We start from the raw sequence: 18,618 nt of genomic DNA on the forward strand, positions 1-18,618 counted from the left end.
AGCTCGTCTTCGACTGACGGTGAGCGATTTGCCCGATGGGGCGTATCAGGTTCGGGTCAGCAACGGGGTTGAGGTGACGACCCACTCCGTAACGTTGGCTACCCGGCAGCCCAGCGCGCCCAGCCGTCTGATAGCCATCAACTGAGTTTAAATTCGTATCACAACGACACCCTAAAAAAGCAGCCATTCGGAAGAGTGGCTGCTTTTTAGCATGAACAGAATTTGCTCAATTAATAAAAAAAATAAATCTGATTTACAGAGGTTTAATTTCTCGCCAGAACCGCCAGATAAACGCCCGTTCTTTATGGGAGACGCCATCGTGGGCCTTGGCCACCCGAAGCAGGAGATGAACAAACCGCTTTTTCGTTTGCTGGCTGAGTTCGTTTCGTTTATACGCCATTCGTCGCAGGCCAAAGGCGAAAGCCTCTTCGACGCTTTCGCCTACCGTATCGCGCAGGAAAACGGAGCCAATGGCCAGGCTACTGTGTGGATAGTCAGCCAACAACTGACGAACGGCTTTTGCTTCTTTCGGCTGCAATTGACCGTCTGATTTTAATAGCGCGTAGACAATACTGCCTAGCCCCATCGCTATATCGGGAGAATACATAATTCAGGAAAAGAGTAAGGGTTAGTCTTTAAGCGAATGTCTGTACTTACTGCCCCGTTTGGGAAGTCGGTTGGCTGGACGTCGAATTACCGGACTTAGCTAGTTCGCCAGATGTAGAATTCGGCTCGCTCACCCGCTGAATTTTATAGTTTCGCAGCGTTACATCCGTTTCCGGCGTGTGTGGCACGACTACACCGCCTATTGGCGTGGCACCCGGTACGGGCTGTTTATAGTTTGCCAAAGGACCTGTGCTCAATCCGGGTGCACGAACCGAAGCCCCCGACTTGTTTTCCCACTGGCGAGCCGCAGCAGCTTTGTTGCCGTGCTTGTAGTTATGCGTTGAGTACGTGTGATCGTTCCGTACGTTCTGATTATCCTGAGCCGAAGCTGTTATGAACGAGAAGCTGATAAGGGCTGCAATGAATGATATCCGTTTCATGGTTTGTCGAGTTTATCGTCATCCAGATCGCCGTAAGATCAATTGACCTTATCCGCTGGTTGACTTGACAAAGGTCGCACCCCGGTGTTAGGCTCGTGTTAGAGCCACATTAGAACGGAATTAGAAATGCAGTTAGTTGACTGGGGGCTGGGGGAGTAGACCGAGTCACAAATTCGGGCTCTTAGTGTGGTGTCAGGTTCAAGAACCTGACCTAGAAAAGGCGGTACGGCGTCGGGCAAAAAATTAAAAAATGGTAACGGCCTATGGTATCAACGGGGGAGGATAACGGTAAACGTCGTTCCGGCTTCAACGGACGAATCGGCCCGGATTTGTCCCTGGTGCAGGTGAACAATTCGCTCCGTGAGCGCCAGACCGATGCCGTGTCCGGGGTAGCCGCTGGCGTTACGTCCCCGTTGGAAGGGGCTGAAAATAAGGGCTAGCTGGTCGGGAGAAATAACGGAGCCCGTATTGTGGACGGTCACCTGCATGGTGGTGTGCTGAGCGGTCAGCTGCACGAAAACGGTATGATCGAGTGAAAATTTTCCGCCATTATCCAGCAAATTGTAAAAAGCCGTTCGCAACAGGGGCTCGCTACCCATTAGTTTCCAGACAGCCGGGCCAGTCGCTGTTGAATCAATGCGTAAATGAATTGTGTACGTTGGCTGAATTCGTCGAAACTCCAGTTGGATTTGTTCCAGCAACGTATCCAACTGAACGAGGTCCATCGGTACGGCAGACGTATCCATGCTGGCATTGGCCAGGGCCAGTAGTCCATTGGCCATTCGGTTTAACCCACGCACATCATCCAGAACCGACCGGAGCGTAGCCCGTATTTCGTCGGGTTCATCGTCGGCCAGGAGCGAGACTTCCAGCTGACCCGTAATAGCCGTAAGGGGCGTTCGTAATTCGTGGGAAGCGCTCGATACGAACGAACGCTGCAACCGAAAAGCTTCCTCCAGTCGGCCCAGCATTCGGTTAAAGTGCTGAGTCAGCTGGGTCAGCTCGTCACCCTGAGAGCCTTCGGGTAGGCGCAGCGAGAGATTGGAGGCCGTGATAGCGTCGATCTGCCGGTTAATCCGGCCAATGGGCCGAAGCGTACGGCCCGCAAAAAAACGGCCCGCCAGCAGGAGCAGACCAATCATGACACACCAGCCGATACCCAGCAGGTTGCCAAGGCTCGTTACAGTACGGTATCCATACGTATCCACCGCGGAAGCAACGATGATAAACGGCTGACGATGGTTGGTAAACAGGATACCCACAATCTCGCGGTCTGCTTCTTTCCAGACCACGCGTTGGTTTTGTCGTATCTGGTTCAGTTTTTCGGGGTCAGGCGAGAGGTAGTCTGTCCCGCTTTCGTACACCAGTTTATTCTGCGTGTTGTAAATAATGATCTCTTCGTCGGGAAGAACCGTCAGCTGATTTTTGTCTAATAATTTATAGAGGGTTGGTCCCACTCGTTCCTGCGTCAGCAGCAAATGACCCGCCGTTGTTGCTTCGGCCTGTAACCGTTCCTGAAACTGGCTCTCCCGGTATTGCCCGGCCAGTTTGACTAGAAGCCCGCAAAACAGAGCCAGCAAAATGGAGACAATGGCGGTGAACAAAAGCGTTAGTCGGGTGCGAAGGCTCATTTTTCTTTCAGCACATAGCCCATGCCAATTAGCGTGTGAATGAGCTTGACGGATGAATCTTTGTCAATTTTCGCGCGCAGATAGCTAATGTACACGTCAATCACGTTGGTGCCGGTATCGAACCCAATGTCCCAGACCTGTTCGGCAATGTCGACCCGCGAAACAACCCGGCCAGCATGACGCATCAGGTATTCCAGCAGCGAAAACTCACGGGCGGTCAGGTCAATTGTTTCCCCCCGCCGACGGGCTACCCGCTGGTGAAGGTCCAGTTCCAGATCGGCCACGCGAAGGATCTGGCTTTCTTCTTCGTTCGGGATTGATCGGCGAAGCAGGGCTTTAACCCGGGCCAGTAACTCAAGAAAATCAAATGGTTTGGCCAGGTAATCATCGGCACCGGCGTCAAAACCCAGTAGTTTATCGGCGGTCGTATCTAGCGCCGTCAACATCAAAATGGGTAGCCGACTCTGCTGGCTGCGGATGTACTCGGCCAAGTCGAGCCCGCTCATACCGGGCAGATTAACGTCCAGAATAACCAGCTTGTAGGGCGTGGTATCGAAAAGTTGCTTGCCTTCTTCGCCGGTCAACGCCACATCGACCGTGTAGGCCTGGGTCTGAAGCCCTTTCTTGATGAACGTAGCTACCTTGGGCTCGTCTTCAACCACCAGCAAATGCGCACTGACACCCGACATCATAAGGTTACGGTTAATCCGGGAAACAAAACCGATTCCAGGTACATGACACAACGGATGGCAAGGTAGGCATCAATATGATTAGTTCGTTCTTGGCTGCGACAGACTAACGTCGAAACAGGTTCCCTGTTCGGGAACCGAGCGAATGGTGATTGACCCGTTCAGCGTATCGACCAGGTGCTTGACAAGGGGTAATCCAAACCCGTAGCCCGACTCCCCGTCCGTACCCTGGCTCGACTGCCCCTGACCGTTCAAGATATGATTGACCTTTTCCTCACTCATGCCCACGCCGGTATCCCGAACCATAAGGCGGAGCATGTTGCGCGAGCCCTCCATGGTTAACCTGGTGTGAACCTCAACGCGGCCCGCCTGCGGGGTGAACTTGATTGCGTTGGAAATCAAATTTCCCACAATCTGAAGCACTTTATTGCGGGAAAAGGGCATCATTTCGGTCGATGTTTCCGTAGAAACGGAAAAATGTACGCCTTTTACTATGGCCTGAGGGGTATACAATTTTTCGAGGGTGTCCTTTAGTTTTACCTGATGGAACACCTCCTCGGACGGCTTGTTCTGACTTTTCCACTTGTCGTCCTGCACCAGTATTTCGTCTGCCAGTTCAAGCAGCGATTTGCTGCTCATTTGAATCAGTTCGATAAAATCCAGTATTTCTTTCAGCTTGAAGCTGTCTCCACTGGCAATAACCAGTTGAGCCATGGACATAATGCCACCCAAAGGCCCGCGAATATCATGGGCTACTCGTTTACGGGATTCGTTCAGTTCAGCCGCTTGCTGTTTTAAATAGCGTATTTCCCGAATGGTATTCAGACGGCTAACGATTTCAGCGGCTACAATTCGCAGGAGTTCAACTTTTTCCGGATCAAGTTCTTTAAGGCGGGTGTCAAACACGCAAAGTGTACCAAGGGAGTTGCCCCGGCTGGACTTAAGGGGTATGCCAAAATAATACCGCAATCGGGGATCGTCAGTTACGTACGACTGATGGGCAAATCGCTCATCGTTTTGCATGTCCTTAACCTCGAAGCTATCGTTCTCCAGAATGGTGTATTGACACACAGCATCTTCGCGAGGCATAAACGTTAAATCCAGTCCATGACTACTGATGGTCCACAGGGTATACGAGTCAATCAGGTTGATCAGGGAAATATCAGTGCCCGTAACTTTGGCCGCCAGGGTAGTCAGGTCTTTAAACTTATCCTTCAGGGTTGTATAGTCGAGATCGAAGTCAGCCAGATCAACAAGACGGTCAAATTCATTTTCGGCAATTGGGTAGCCAGCGTTCATAAAGTATAGAAAAGAAGAAGTTCGTTTTTTTATGATTCAAATTGTACGTCAGTCCACCTAACGTTTTTGTACGTGCCGCATACAACAGATTTCGTTGAAGAAGTATAACTTTTTTACGACAGGCTGATCGTTTAGGTCGGCTATTGATCACACCCGGCAATTTACCTTACGTCCATTAATGGTAAACCGGTATTTTCATATATTTAATAAGTGGTTAATAGAGTAAGCGCTCTGGTAGAAAGCGTAACTGCTAAAGAAGCCTCGGCAATAGCCGCTATTCGGGAGAGGGTCAACACCAGCGGCTTATGGGCAATGCGGGAGAGTCGTCTGGAGGTTAAGCTGTGGGAAGACAGGCAAGCAATGGTTGAAGAACAATGCGCCATGTGATGAGTTAGGCTTACAATCACCCATTTTCCCAAGCCTGTTATGTCTTTTGAGCACCTGGTACTAACCTACGGCTATCCTATTTTATTCTTAGGTGTGCTGATTGAAGGGGAAGCTTTTTTACTAGTTGGCGCTTATCTGGCCCATAAGGGCTATTTTTCGATGCCGATCGTGATTGGGATGGCTGCTCTGGCAACTACTCTGGTCAGTCAGATTTATTTCTACATCGGTCAGCATTACGGGCAGCAGTTCATACACAAACGGCCAACATGGCAACCACGATTTCAGCGGGTGCAGCAATTATTGACCAGGTACGGAGCCCTACTGATTGTTGGTTTTAGAGCCTTGTACGGACTTCGGATAGTTATTCCGGCTGTAGTGGGCGCGTCGGGATATGGATGGCTGGGCTTCTTGCTGCTCAACGGATTGGGGGGCGTGATCTGGGCATTATTGCTGGGCCTGGTCGGTAATCAATTGGTACAGTTAATCGAGCCAGTGCTGGCCGATATCCGGCACCACGAACGATTACTGGTGGGAATACTGGTTGGATTGGGCCTGGTATGGGGTGCTTACCGGCATTACCGTCAACCGCGGCTGATTCAACAGGCAATCGAAGAAGAATAGGGAACTGAGCAATTCCACCAATGCAGTAAATCCGTACGGTTCAGCTTCGTCCAAATTCAATCCTGTATTTCGAGGGTGTCGTCTGCTTGATTTCTTTGAATTTTTTGCTGAAATGAGCCCAGCTGTTAAAACCACTCTTAAAGCAAATATCCAGGATGGGCAAGGTCGTGTCCGACAGAAGTTTACAGGCGTGGCCCACGCGTACTTCCTGAAGAAAATCGAAATAACTCTTCTTAACATTCTTTTTGAAAAACCGGCAGAAGGTCGGAATGGTCATACTTACCTCGGCAGCCACCTGCGACAGGGTTATGGGCGTCAGGTAATTCTTGAACGAAAACTCAAAAATGGCTTCAATCGTGGGATCGATTAATTCTTCCTGGGTTGCCCGATAATTGGTTAATGCAGACCAGGAAGTGGAAGCCGCTATCTGGTCCAGGCAGCGTAAAAGAGTGCTTAGGCTGGTAAATCCATTTTGTTGCCCAAGCACGACTAGCAGCTCTCTGGTCTTATCCTTCAGATCTTTCTCCAGGCGAATACCTTCCTGCCTTTTTAGAAGCTTATGAATCGCTTTTAATTCGGGCATTTCTAAAAAAGTATCACCGAAAATATCCCGTCGGAAGTGAACGACAATGGCACTCCCAACCATCTCCGGATTTTCTTTTCGGAACGAGTGAGGAAGTTTACTGGCTATGAAATAAATCTCGCCGGTATGGTAGAGCCCGATGTAATCGCCCATTAGCAACGTTCCGTGTCCACGGGTAATCAAAATAATTTCGTAGTCGTCATGTTTGTGCCAACTGGACTCGAATTCGGGTGTAGTATACTCCCGGCAGGCAAACGAATGGAGGGGATCAATCTGAGGCTTCTGAATAAGTGTCTTGCGTTTCTTCATTTAGAATAGGCATTGACTACCAGACCAACAGGTTGCGGGTAGCTAATACATTACAGTTGGTATTTTAACCAAACTATTGGTATATAATGTAATTTAAATGATAAAATAACGGACTTTTTTCTGAAAATAGGAGTTGCTTCATCGCCAGAGGGTGGGTTATTTTGCACTATATTTTATGGGCAAAATGCAATAGTTAAAGGTATTCCTTTATCTTTTCTTAATAACTATTAAAAGAAACTACCCCACTCATTGGCAAAGCATTAAACGTGCTGAACTACTGACTGGTCATTCCTTAACCCAAACACCTATGTATTATGAATAAAATTTTCACTGGAAAATGGCGACGCAGCCTTTACATCGGGTTTTCCCCGTTTTTATGTGTACCGGGTAGCGTTTTTGCCCACGACATGGTTCTGCCGGGTAGTCAATCGACGGATCGGCGAATACATGTAAATGAATCGAAAGGTGTTTTCGCGGGTGCAGGAGGTTCACTAAAAAAAGCAGGTAGCTCCGTATTGGCTGCGAATCTGGCTGACCGCGCCATCACCGGTACGGTGGTCGATGAGCAGGGGGCTGTATTACCCGGCGTTTCCATTGTGGTTAAAGGCAGTCAGCGGGGTACTACCACCGACAAGGACGGAGCCTACCGGCTCACGATTCCAGACGGGGGAGTGACGTTGACATTCAGTTTTGTCGGCTATTTGCCGCAGGATGCCGTTGTCAATAACCAAAGCGTTGTCAATATTACCCTGAAAACCGATACCAAGTCGCTGGACGAAGTTGTGGTAGTGGGTTACGGTACTCAGAAAAAAGCCGACGTTACCGGGGCTACGTCTACGGTAACCTCCAAAGAGTTCAACGCCGGGGTTATCAACAACCCGCTGCAATCGGTACAGGGTAAAGTAGCCGGGCTAGTCATTCAATCGCCCAATAGCGATCCCACCAACAACCGCCCGGCCATCCGGTTGCGGGGTACATCGTCTCTGAGTGCCAATAGTGAGCCTCTGATCGTGATCGATGGAGTATCCGGGGCAAACCTGAACAGCGTAGCACCCGAAGATATTGAGCGCGTAGACGTCTTGAAGGATGCTTCGGCGGCCGCCATTTACGGGTCGCGTGGAGCAAACGGCGTAATCGTTGTCACGACCAAACGGGGTAAAAGCGGCCAGACCCAGATTGAGTACAATGGGTTCGTCGGCGTTCAGAACGTGGTCAAAAACCCGGACGTTCTATCGGCCGATGCCTTCCGGCAGAAAGCGCAGGAACTGGGCGTCAAAGCCATCGACGGGGGAGCTAGTACCAACTGGTTCAAGGAAATGGAGCAAACGGCCATTAGCCACAATCATTCGATAGGCATTTCGGGGGGATCGGATAAATTCACCTACCGTGGATCGCTGGTTTACCTGAATCAGCCGGGGGTTGTCAAAAACTCGGGCTATGACCGGCTTAACGCCCGGCTGAACCTGACCCAGAAAGCCTTTAACGATCGTCTGGAAGTTCAGCTGCTGGTTTCTCAGCAATTTTCAAACAAGAAGTTTGTTGACTATAATGCGTTTCGGGCGGCTATTAAAATGAACCCGACCTATCCGGTTTATAACGCCGACGGGTCGTTTTTTCAGCTAGCCAGCCCGCAGATCGAAGAAGAGAATCCGGTAGCCCGTCTGATGCAGATACAAAATGACGCCAAAGAAAAGCAAACGCTTATTAACGGCAAGGTATCGCTGGAGGTCGTAAAAGGGCTGAAGATCGGTGTCAATGCGTCGCTGAGCGACTACAATTATTTTTCCGGTTATTTTGTGCCAAGTACCTTCCGGGGTTATGCCAATACGGGTAAATCGCTGGCCAACCGGAATCAGCGCGAAGTAATCGATAAGCTCATTGAGTCCACCATCAGCTATACCAGGGCATTTGGCAAAAGTAATTTGAACGTGCTGGCCGGGCATACCTACCAGAAACTGAGCAGTGAGGAATTTTTCGCCGAGAACCGGGATTTTCCGGATATTTTCGGTTACAACAACCTGGGTGCTGGTAATCCCCTGCCCGACGGCGGAAATACACGGGTTGCCACGTCGAACAAGTACGAGGCTATTCTGGTCGGTTTGTTGGGCCGGGTCAATTATTCCTACGATGATAAGTACCTGCTGACCGCTAACATTCGACGGGATGGTTCGTCCCGTTTTGGGGCCAACAACCGGTGGGGGGTATTCCCCTCGCTTTCGGTGGGCTGGCGCGTTAGCCAGGAAGCGTTCCTGAAAAACAGCCGCGTCATCAACGATCTGAAAGTACGGCTGGGCTACGGCGTAACGGGTAATCAGGACGGGATTGGGGACTATGCCTCCCGGCTGATTTTTACGCAGAGCGGCTTCTACCCAACCAATGGGGGGTTCCGGTCGGCTTACTCGTTTACGCAGAACGCCAACCCCGATCTGAAGTGGGAAACCTCGGCCATGACGAACCTGGGTTTCGATTTTTCGCTGCTTAATTCGCGCTTGCAGGGATCGCTTGAGTTTTATAACAAAGACACCAAAGATCTGCTGTTCAATTATCCGCTGGCCATTGGCCAGAAGTACGGTTCGGAAAATCTGACCGCCGTGGTGAACAACATCCTGGCCAACGTAGGGCAGGTCAACAACCGGGGTGTCGAATTGAGCTTAACGTACCAGGTGATCGACAAAGCAAAATTCAGCTGGCAGACAACCCTCAATCTGGCCCATAACCGGAACCGGGTCGGGTCGTTGAGTAACAGCTTCTACTCCTACAATACGTCTAACCCAACTACATACGGTGGAATCGGTAGCGGACAGGGCGGCTTTGCCAACACATTCCCCATTGTGCTCCAGGAAGGCTACCCGATCGGTGAGTTCTATGCGGCCCGCTTTCTGGGATTCGATGATAAAGGGAATTATATTTTCCAGGACAATGGCGGGGGCGGCAAAGATCCGGGTGGAAAAGATCGTACGTATCTGGGTAGTTCACAGCCTTCGCTCACCCTTGGCTGGAACAACAATTTCCAGTACGGCAATTTCGATCTGAACTTCTTTATCCGGGGCTCATTGGGGCAGAAGGCTATCAACGGGCCGTACATACTGTACGCTAACCCCGGCAATTTTCCCGGTAATAACGTTCTGAATTATGCGTTTCAGAGCGGCATTGGCCAGGGGGTAGCGTCGCAGCTGTCAAGTTTGTGGCTCGAAAATGCCTCATTCATTCGGTTGGATAACTTCCGGTTAGGTTACCGGATTCCGGGTCTCGGCCGAAATATCAGAAACCCGCAGGTATACGTTTCCGGTCAGAATTTGTTTGTCATAACCAAGTACCGCGGTATTGATCCGGAATTACGTACTGGATCGTCACGCGACGTGTACGGCGGACCGACTGATAACAACGTCAACCTGTCGCCAGGTATCGACCCGGTCAGTTTCTATCCGCGAACAAGATCATTCGTTTTAGGCGTCTCTGTCGCATTTTAAGTATGGTCTCACTTGAACGATATAAAAAACCTATGAAATACTCCCTCATCGCCAGCCTGCTGGGCGTTCTTACGATCAGCCAGTCGTGTACTGACCTGGATTCGCAGGTATTCAATCAGGCATCTGCCGACAAGTTTCCTTCATCCGCCGATGAATTAAATTCGATCGTCGGGTCTGCCTACGGACAATTACGGTTTGCCATCAATGACGTGCGTACCTGTAACGAAGCCGCATCCGACGAAATGGTTGTGCCCACCCGCGGTCCCGACTGGTTCGACGACGGACGCTGGCAGAAGTTTGCCCGTCACGATTTTTCTTCGGTGACGCCCCCGCAGATTAACGGTTCCTGGAACTACGCCTACACGGGCATTGCCCAGACGAATCTGTATCTCTCGTACCTCAACGCCAGTACGCTGACCATTCCTGGTAAGGCGGCAACCGTGGCCGAATTGCGTACGCTCCGCGCCTGGTATTATTACGTCCTCTGCGATTTCTTCGGTCGGGTTCCGCTCATCACGGAGAAATCACCGGCGGGCAGCGTAGCCCAGAGCGAGCGAAAAGACGTTTTCACCTTTATCGAGAGTGAACTGAAAGCGGCTTTGCCCGACTTGAGAGCCGATATTTCTACGGAAACCTACGGACGGATGACCCAGGGAGCAGCTCAGGCATTGCTGGCCAAACTATACGCCAATGCGGAAGTGTATACCGGCACAGCCCGTTGGCAGGATTGCGCAACGGCCTGCGATGCCGTTACCAAGCTGGGTTACAAGTTAAATAGTGATTTCTTCGGGCTGTTCGCTACCAACAACCAGAGTAACGGCGCCAACGTTGAGAATATCATCGTCGGCGTATTCGATAAGAACTACGCGACTGGTAACAACCTGACCATGGAAACCCTGCACCCTACATTCAAGGCTAAGTACAGCTTGGGGGCCGATAGTCCCTGGAACGGATACGCCACCTACGCCGACTTCTACGGTACGTTTGCCAACAATGACGTGCGTAAGAATCAATGGCTTCAGGGGGTGCAGACCGATAAAGCCGGTAGTCCTATTATCTACAATGACGCTGTAACGGGCGAAACCAACAAGACGCTGAACTTCACCGCTAAAATAAACTCGATCGAAAAAGCGGCTCAGAACGAAGGTGTCCGGCTCATCAAATACCAGATTCAGTCAAACTTACCTGGTAACAATGCCGATAATGACTGGGTAATTCTGCGTTACGCCGATGTACTGTTGCTGAAAGCCGAATCGTCATTACGTCTAGGTAATACGGCAGACGCGCTGGCGTCGCTGAATCAGGTACGAACTCGGGCGGGACTGGCCGCTGTAACGACGCTGACACTTGATGAGGTGCTGGCCGAACGAGGCCGGGAGCTAACCTGGGAAGGCTGGCGTCGGAGTGATCTGATCCGGTTCGGTAAGTGGGAGGGTAACTGGACCACGAAAGCCGAAAACTTTGCCACACCATTTGAACTGGTTAGCCGCGACCCTAGCCGCCGGATATTTCCAATCCCCGCCAATCAGCTATCGAGCAACCCATTGCTTAAACAGAATCCGGGTTACTAAAATTTAGTCGAGTGTACGCTTTTACCAGACAGACTTGATGGGTTCTTTTACCTGTCAAGTCTGCTCTATTTCATAGTCAACATACGTTTCATGCGCGTTAGCCTGTTTTTGCTGCTGTTTTGCAGTTTGTTTGGTTGCCGGAATGAGGCTGAAACGGAAGATCGGCTGTTTGAGAAACTACCATCTGCCGAAACGAACATTGCGTTCAGCAACACCGTCGCCGACGATAAGGAATTCAATATTTTCAACTACCGGAACTTCTACAATGGGGGAGGAGTGGCCATTGGCGACATTAACAACGATGGCTTTCCGGATGTGTTCCTGATTGCCAACATGGGCGAGAATAAGCTGTACGTAAATAAAGGCAAACAGACCGACGGCTCCATTCAGTTTGATGATATCACGACCAAAGCAGCCGTGGGCGGCAAAAAGGCCTGGAGTACAGGTGCTACATTTGCCGACGTCAATGGCGATGGACTACTTGATCTGTACGTTTGCAACGCCGGAATTCGTCCGGGCGACGACCGGGCGAATGAACTCTACATCAACAACGGTGATCTGACCTTTACCGAAAAAGCAAAAGAATACCACCTGGATGACCGGGGGTATTCGACCCATGCCGCTTTCTTCGATTACGACCGGGATGGGGACCTGGACATGTATCTGCTCAATAATAGTTTTATCCCCGTCTCGCGGCTGCAATACGCCAACATTCGGGATCAGCGTGATTCGCTGGGTGGCCATAAACTGATGCGGAATGACGGGAATCACTTTACCGACGTCAGCGAGCAGGCGGGTATTTACGGTAGTCTCATCGGGTTCGGGCTGGGTATCACGATAGGTGATGTCAACGACGACAACTGGCCGGATATTTACATCTCCAATGACTTCTACGAACACGATTATCTGTATCTCAATAACCACGACGGTACCTTTCAGGAAGCCGTAAAGGAGTCGATGCCACACATTAGCATGTCATCGATGGGCGCTGATATTGCCGATGTCAACAACGACGGGAAACTGGATATTTTCGTGACCGATATGCTGCCGGGTAACGACCGACGGCTGAAACTGACCTCTACGTTCGAGAGCTATGACCTGTTTCAGCTCAAACTCGGCCGCGATTTTCATTACCAGTACATGCAGAATACGCTGCAACTGAATCGGGGCAGCACGGCTCCGTTGGGTGGAAAATCGGCAGTACCGTTATTCAGCGATGTGGCCCGATTTGCCGGGGTTCATGCCACCGACTGGAGCTGGGGCGCTCTGATTTTCGATATGGATAACGACGGGCAGAAAGATATTTTTGTGGCCAATGGCATTGCTAAAGATCTGACCAATCAGGATTTTGTCAGTTACCTGGCCGACCGCGAAAACATGGTTCAGATTGCCCGGCAGGGCACGCTCGATCCGAAGAAATTCCTGGATCAGGCCCCGTCCGAACCCGTGCCAAACTACGCGTTCAAAAACAACGGAAACCTTCAGTTTGTCAACAAAGGGGTGGCTTGGGGACTCAGTGAACCCGACTTCTCGAATGGGGCGGCCTATGGTGATCTGGATAATGATGGTGATCTGGACTTGATCGTCAACAACGTTAACGCGCCCGTGGCCGTTTACAAAAACTTGTCGCGGGAGAAGAACGGGTCGAATTACCTAACAGTAAACCTGATTGGAACGGGTAAAAATCGCAATGCCATTGGGGCCAGCGTTTACCTGTATGGACCGGATTCAAGCGGCAACAAACGGCAACAGCTGCTCCAGCAAATGCCTAACCGGGGCTTTCAATCATCGGTCGATCTGTCGCTGCTGTTTGGTCTGGGCAATCAGACCCGAATTGATTCCGTCGTTGTTGTCTGGCCCGACGACCGGACGCAGACGATTCGACAGCCCAAAGCGAATCAGGTATTAACGCTCCGTCAGCAGGACGCAGCGACCACCCGGCAGCCTTCCGGCAACCAGCCAGCTCCCTGGCTCACTGATGTAACAGCGGGTAGTGGGTTGACGTACACCCACCAGGAAAGTGCCTTTGTCGACTACAACCGAGATCCGCTGCTAAAACAGATGCTGTCTACGCAGGGACCGGCGCTGGCCGTTGGCGACGTAAACGGGGATAAACTGGACGATGTATTTTTTGGCAGTGCCGCCGGTAAACCGCACAAGTTGATGATTCAGCAGTCCAACGGCCACTTTCTCGACAAAACGCCCCCTGCGCTCTTACAGGACACAAAGATCGAAGCCGTCGATGCGCTTTTCGTTGATGTGGACCAGGATGGCGATCAGGACTTGTTCATGGTGTCGGGGAGCAACGAATTTAGTGCGGAAGCCGACGAGTTGCAGGATCGGCTGTACCTCAACGATGGTCGTGGTCATTTCAGTCGGGACACCCGTCTGCCCAATCTGGCGGCCAGCGGCTCCTGTGTCAGGGCTGCCGACTTCGACCAGGATGGCGATCAGGACCTGTTCGTTGGCTCGCGGATGGTGCCGGGCCAGTATGGCTACATGCCGCCCAGTTACCTACTCGTCAACGATGGAACGGGCGTATTTAAAAATTACACCAAACGATTCCTGCCCCAGGCGGCTCAGCTGGGCATGGTGACCGACGCGGTGTGGGCCGATCTGAACGCCGATTCGTACCCGGAGCTAATTGTTGTCGGTGACTGGATGCCAATTATGATTTTCGACAATCAGCGGGGAAAGCTGGTCCTGCGCAATGAAGGGTCTATTCAACACCAGACCAACGAACCCCTCAAAACTGGTGGCTGGTGGAATTGCCTGAAAGCGGGAGACGTTGATGGGGATGGTGACATCGATCTGGTTGCGGGCAATTTGGGTACCAACAGCCGGATAAAAGCGACCCAGACTACTCCGGCAGAATTATATACGGGCGATTTCGATCAAAATGGCACCATCGAACAGATTATCAACTGCGCTGATGAGACCGGCAAGCTGTACCCGATGTTGCTGAAGCAGGAATTTCAAAAACAGATGCCCGGAATCAAGAAAAAGTACGTTAAGTATACGGAATACGCGGGTCAGCAAATCGACCAGTTACTCAACGAGAGTCAGTTACGCAGTGCTGTCGTGAAGCAGGCAAATTTGGCTGAGTCGGTTGTTTTACTGAATACCGGTCAGGGCAAGCTAACCCTCAAACCACTGCCGATGGAAGCGCAGCTATCGCCGGTTTGTGGTATCGAGATCAGCGACGTTAACAGCGACGGGAAGATGGACCTGGTAATGGGAGGTAATTTCTACGACGTACTGCCCGAACTAGGTCGGTACGACGCCAGTTACGGACTTGTTTTGCTGGGTCTGGGTAATGGGCAGTTCAACGCTCTATCTGCGAAAGCCTCGGGGTTAGTGGCCAAAGGGCAGGTTCGCCGGGTAAAACGCCTGGCGCAGGGGCAATTTGTTTTTGCAAAAAATAACGCATCCGCGCAGGTGTTCGCACCCCGAAAGCGTTGATCAATTTTGATAGTTTACTGAACACCAATGAAATTAGTTTATTCCGGATTACTTGTTTCGCTTCTTCTTTTCGGCTGTCTGGGCTGTACAAAAAAAAGTGAGCCTGCCTTGTTTGAGCAGCTGGACTCCACCAAAACGGGTATCACCTTTGTCAATCAGGTGGCTGCAACGGCCAAGTTAAATATTCTGGAATACCTTTATTTCTACAACGGGGGGGGCGTATCGGCGGGGGATGTTAACAACGACGGAAAACCGGATCTGTACTTCGTCTCGAATCAGGGAAAAAACCGGCTATATCTGAACCAGACGAAGCCGGGGCAATCGCCAGCCTTTGTGGATATTACCGAAAAAGCGGGCGTTGATGGCTTTTCCGATTGGCAGACGGGGGTCACGATGGCCGACGTCAACGGGGATGGCCGGCTGGATATTTACGTCTGCGCGGTTGGTAACTACAAGGGGCTGGAAGGCAATAATGAACTGTATATCAACAACGGGAATGGCCCGGATGGCGTCCCTACCTTCACCGAAAAAGCCGCGGAATACGGGCTTGATTTCACCGGGTTTTCAACGCAGGCCGCTTTCTTCGATTACGACCACGATGGCGATCTGGATTGTTTTCTGCTGAACCACGCAGTCCATACCTCCCGCAGTTACGACCGGGCTTCGGCGCGCACCAGCCGTCAGCCTGAATCAGGAGACTACCTGTTCGAAAACCCACTTATTTCGGCCGATAAATCGACGCCATTAACATCCCCAAAATTTACCGACATCAGTGCGCAGGCGGGCATCTACGGTGCCGCAATGGGCTACGGATTGGGGGTATCGGTGGCGGACCTGAACAACGACGGATGGGAAGATATTTACGTCTCGAACGATTTTCACGAGAACGATTATTACTACGTTAATAATGGCAAAAAACAAGCGGGTGGTCCCGCCTTCACGGAGAATGTCCAGAACGCATTTGCCCATGTGAGCCGTTTTTCGATGGGAAATGACATTGGTGACGTGAATAACGACGGCTTTCCGGATGTGATGACGCTGGATATGTACCCGGACGATGAGACGGTCGAAAAATCATCGCAGGGAGAAGATGCGCTGGACATCTACCTCTACAAACTGTCGTACGGTTACATGAACCAGTACAGCCGCAATTGTCTGCAACTGAATCAGGGTGGGCAACGGTTCGTAGACATTGGTGCGCTGGCTGGCGTGGCAGCTACCGACTGGAGCTGGTCACCGCTGCTGGCCGATTATGACAATGATGGCATAAAGGATTTGTTTATTGCAAACGGCATTGCCCGTCGCCCCAATAACCTGGATTACATCAAGTATGTCATGAGCGACTCGGTTCAGATGGCGCTGACTACGTCGCGATCGGTAGCCGAAAAGGCCATAAGCCGAATGCCCGAAGGAAAAGTGCATAGTTACCTGTACCGGGGTACGCCCAGTCTTCAGTTTGAGGATAAATCGCTCAACTGGGGCTTCGACAAGGCAGGGCTGGCCAACGGAGCCGCCTACGCCGACCTGGATAATGACGGCGATCTGGACCTGATTACCAATAACATGAACGAGTCGGCGGGCGTTTACCTGAACCACGCCCTCGATCTGTTTCCGCAGAACCATTATCTGAAAGTCAGTTTGCGGGGCAGCGGGGCTAATACGTTCGGTGTCGGGGCTAAAGTGATCGTGAAAACCAAAACCGGTTTGCAACTGCAGCAACTCATCCCAACGCACGGGTTTGAGTCATCCGTCGAACCGGTGCTGACCTTTGGCCTGGGAAGCCAGACAATGATCGACTCCTTAATTGTCATTTGGCCAAACCAGCGGATGGGCGTTCGGACAGGCGTACGCGTCGATCAGTTGGTCGACCTCAAACAGACCGATGCCAACCTGGATGGCAGCACGTACCGGTACACAGCAGCCGAATTGCCGGCGCTCCTGTCTGATGTTACGACTCAATATCCAACTCTGTTCACGCATCGGGAAAATACCGATTACTATGATTTTTTCCGGGAATCGCTCATGCCCTTCAAGGTATCGACCGAAGGCCCGAAGCTGGCTGTCGGCGACGTTAACGGCGATGGGCTGGCCGATTTTTACGCCGGTGGCGGTAAGTGGCAGGCGGGTATACTGCAACTTCAGCAGCCGAACGGACAGTTCAAGCCATCGCCCCAGGCGGTTTTCCGGCAGGATTCACTCAGTGAGGACGTCGACGCGACCTTTTTCGATGTTGATGGCGACAAGGATCTGGATTTATACGTCGTATCGGGCGGTAACGAGTTTTCCGATAAAGCTCCTCAACTCCTGGATCGTCTGTATCTCAATGATGGGAAAGGGCAGTTTAGCCGCTCCACCGGACTGCCCCCTATGTATGATAATAAAAGCTGCGTTCGGCCGTATGATGTCGATCAGGATGGCGACTTGGACGTATTCGTTGGTGGCCGTGTTCTGGCAAAAGCTTACGGGAAAAGCCCCCGGTCTTACTTATTGATCAACGATGGACGTGGTCATTTCAGCGATCAGACCGATCGGCTTGCTCCACAACTCCGGCGGGTCGGTATGGTAACGGACGCCACCTGGACCGACATAGATAACGACAAGCGTTTTGACCTGGTCGTTGTCGGCGACTGGATGTCCGTTGAAGTTTTCAGCAACAAAGGCGGCCGATTAACCCCCCGAGCCGATGTGGTTGGCCCGGAGGCAGCACTTAAAGGGTTCTGGCAATGCGTGACAGCCGCTGATTTTGACGGGGATGGCGATCAGGATCTGGTGGTAGGTAATCTGGGGCTGAACAACAAATTCAATAAACATGCCTCGCCCGAACTGGCCATGTGGGTTAAAGATATTGATGGCAACCAGACCACCGACCACATCCTGGCCTGCAAGCGAAACGATGCGGCAGGTAAGCCCCGCTGGTATCCGGTAGCCTTCAAAGATGAACTGGGCAAACAAATGCCGGGCGTGATTAACAAACGCTTTACGGATTACGAGCAGATTGCCGGTAAAACGATCGAGGAGATTTTTAATGATGGGGAACTGGCTAATGCCGAGCAGCACATTGTTAACCAGTTTGCGTCGGTTTACCTCGAAAATAAAAATGGTCAATTTACGGTGCGTTTACTGCCAATGCTCGCTCAGGTATCCAAACTCTACGCCCTGACAGTTGCCGACATCGACCATAACGGAAAACCTGATTTGCTGGCGGGGGGGAATTTTCATGGGGTCAGTACGTACCAGGGGCGGTACGACGGCGACAACGGGCTGGTTTTACTGAACCAGACTGGGGGGCAACCTAACGAAAGTCCGTTTAGGGCACTCATGTCGACCCAAAGCGGTTTTCTGCTGAAGGGGGAGATCCGGGACATAAAGCCCGTAACGACGTCGGCTGGTTTGCTATGGATAGTTGCCCGAAACAACGCCCCGTTACAGATTTTTGCACCAGTAAGCTCACGTAACGCGAATAAACTTCAGTAGTTTCCTGGGACGATAAATCGTAAGCTCGCTCAAAAGCTTGCATCCGTTCGAAAGTCATAGATATGAAAAATTAGTA

12 protein-coding genes are annotated in these 18,618 nt (G+C 51.3%); 6 read left to right on the plus strand and 6 right to left on the minus strand.

The features are described from left to right. Positions 1 to 253 precede the first annotated feature (253 nt). The 5 genes from ACYU87_RS22405 to ACYU87_RS22425 all read right to left on the minus strand — a co-directional run bounded on the left by ACYU87_RS22405 (position 254) and on the right by ACYU87_RS22425 (position 4,665). Complete coding sequence (locus tag ACYU87_RS22405; RefSeq protein WP_461136340.1) at positions 254 to 607, minus strand: TerB family tellurite resistance protein; 354 nt, start codon at positions 605 to 607, stop codon at positions 254 to 256. 46 nt (positions 608 to 653) lie between these two features. Further along, entirely contained in the window at positions 654 to 1,046 is a 393-nt protein-coding gene (locus tag ACYU87_RS22410; protein ID WP_461136341.1) for a hypothetical protein, read from the minus strand. Positions 1,047 to 1,315: 269 nt separating this feature from the next. Further along, positions 1,316 to 2,677 (minus strand): HAMP domain-containing sensor histidine kinase, encoded by a 1,362-nt coding sequence (locus ACYU87_RS22415; protein ID WP_461136342.1) that lies wholly within the window; start codon positions 2,675 to 2,677, stop codon positions 1,316 to 1,318. After that, positions 2,674 to 3,369: a response regulator transcription factor gene (locus tag ACYU87_RS22420; RefSeq protein WP_461136343.1), complete on the minus strand. Its 696-nt coding sequence runs from the start codon at positions 3,367 to 3,369 to the stop codon at positions 2,674 to 2,676. The genes ACYU87_RS22415 and ACYU87_RS22420 overlap by 4 nt, the downstream gene beginning before the upstream one ends. A gap of 78 nt (positions 3,370 to 3,447) precedes the next feature. Then, positions 3,448 to 4,665 (minus strand): GAF domain-containing sensor histidine kinase, encoded by a 1,218-nt coding sequence (locus ACYU87_RS22425; RefSeq protein ID WP_461136344.1) that lies wholly within the window; start codon positions 4,663 to 4,665, stop codon positions 3,448 to 3,450. Between the two features lie 210 nt (positions 4,666 to 4,875). Between ACYU87_RS22425 and ACYU87_RS22430 the strand changes: the two genes are divergently transcribed. Both ACYU87_RS22430 and ACYU87_RS22435 read left to right on the plus strand, forming a co-directional pair. Further along, positions 4,876 to 5,052 (plus strand): hypothetical protein, encoded by a 177-nt coding sequence (locus ACYU87_RS22430; RefSeq protein WP_461136345.1) that lies wholly within the window; start codon positions 4,876 to 4,878, stop codon positions 5,050 to 5,052. 39 nt (positions 5,053 to 5,091) lie between these two features. Next, on the plus strand, positions 5,092 to 5,673 hold the full coding sequence (locus ACYU87_RS22435) for a DedA family protein (protein ID WP_461136346.1): 582 nt from the start codon (positions 5,092 to 5,094) through the stop codon (positions 5,671 to 5,673). A gap of 40 nt (positions 5,674 to 5,713) precedes the next feature. On the opposite strand, the gene ACYU87_RS22440 is transcribed toward ACYU87_RS22435, so the two are convergent. Beyond that, positions 5,714 to 6,565: an AraC family transcriptional regulator gene (locus ACYU87_RS22440; RefSeq protein ID WP_461136347.1), complete on the minus strand. Its 852-nt coding sequence runs from the start codon at positions 6,563 to 6,565 to the stop codon at positions 5,714 to 5,716. A 314-nt stretch (positions 6,566 to 6,879) separates the two neighbouring features. Here ACYU87_RS22440 and ACYU87_RS22445 point away from each other — a divergent pair, with 314 nt between their 5' ends. From ACYU87_RS22445 to ACYU87_RS22460, 4 genes are all read left to right on the plus strand, one after another. Further along, entirely contained in the window at positions 6,880 to 10,035 is a 3,156-nt protein-coding gene (locus tag ACYU87_RS22445) for a SusC/RagA family TonB-linked outer membrane protein (protein ID WP_461136348.1), read from the plus strand. A 32-nt stretch (positions 10,036 to 10,067) separates the two neighbouring features. Beyond that, complete coding sequence (locus tag ACYU87_RS22450) at positions 10,068 to 11,606, plus strand: RagB/SusD family nutrient uptake outer membrane protein (protein ID WP_461136349.1); 1,539 nt, start codon at positions 10,068 to 10,070, stop codon at positions 11,604 to 11,606. Between the two features lie 90 nt (positions 11,607 to 11,696). Further along, entirely contained in the window at positions 11,697 to 15,068 is a 3,372-nt protein-coding gene (locus ACYU87_RS22455) for a VCBS repeat-containing protein (protein ID WP_461136350.1), read from the plus strand. A 27-nt stretch (positions 15,069 to 15,095) separates the two neighbouring features. Further along, positions 15,096 to 18,542, plus strand: coding sequence for a VCBS repeat-containing protein (locus ACYU87_RS22460; protein WP_461136351.1), 3,447 nt, complete (start codon positions 15,096 to 15,098; stop codon positions 18,540 to 18,542). The last annotated feature ends 76 nt before the right edge of the window (positions 18,543 to 18,618 follow it).

The organism is Spirosoma lituiforme, from assembly GCF_054776635.1.